This is a genomic window from Oleiphilus sp. HI0123, from assembly GCF_001635315.1.
In genome coordinates, this window is the sequence record NZ_LWGE01000944.1 from 1 (window position 1) to 587 (window position 587).

Genomic DNA, 587 nt, shown 5'->3' on the forward strand with positions numbered 1-587 from the left:
AAGCTTTATGAACGTTTGGATCATGAGCGTGAAGAAGAGACAGATCACGCAGACCAAATGATCAAACGGATTTTGTTCTTGGAAGGGCATCCAGACTTGGCAACGCGTGAGCCGCTAAATGTCGGTAAACAGTTTCGGAAATGCTACAGAATGACTTGAATGTAGAATACTCAGTAATTAAAAACCTTAAGGCAGCGATTGCTTTGTGTGAGTCTGAGCAAGATTACGAAACCCGTGCAATGCTGGTTAAGCAGTTAGAAGACTCAGAAGAAGATCATGCTTATTGGCTAGAGAAGCAATTGGGCTTGATTGATAAGATTGGGCTTCAAAATTACTTACAGTCGCAGATGTAAGCTTCGAATAGCATAATGAGTGTAAGTAGGGCCGTCATTTGTGACGGCTTTTTTGTTTGTTTGATATAAACGTTAATCCCCAACTGAATCCAAATACTTTCTTTCTAAAATATCCCTAAATAGGTAGGGGGTATTTCTAATTTTGTCCTATATTTATAGTGCTAAATAAGCAATTCACCCCAAAATAGACAGATTCATTCAAGGAAATGGGCCGACATGACGATAACTAGTCTA

General features: G+C 39.2%; 2 protein-coding genes. Both read left to right on the plus strand.

All coding sequences use genetic code 11. The annotated features are described in order from the left end of the window. The first annotated feature begins 57 nt into the window (after positions 1-57). Positions 58-159: a hypothetical protein gene (locus tag A3761_RS28975; protein WP_369808205.1), complete on the plus strand. Its 102-nt coding sequence runs from the start codon at positions 58-60 to the stop codon at positions 157-159. Next, positions 141-353: a bacterioferritin gene (locus A3761_RS28980; protein ID WP_369808204.1), complete on the plus strand. Its 213-nt coding sequence runs from the start codon at positions 141-143 to the stop codon at positions 351-353. The genes A3761_RS28975 and A3761_RS28980 overlap by 19 nt, the downstream gene beginning before the upstream one ends. Positions 354-587 lie beyond the last annotated feature (234 nt).

Coding starts and splice junctions, on each gene's coding strand:
- A3761_RS28980 (WP_369808204.1), top strand. CDS start 141: ATGCTACAGAATGACTTGAATGTAGAATACTCAGTAATTAAAAACCTT.
- A3761_RS28975 (WP_369808205.1), top strand. CDS start 58: ATGATCAAACGGATTTTGTTCTTGGAAGGGCATCCAGACTTGGCAACG.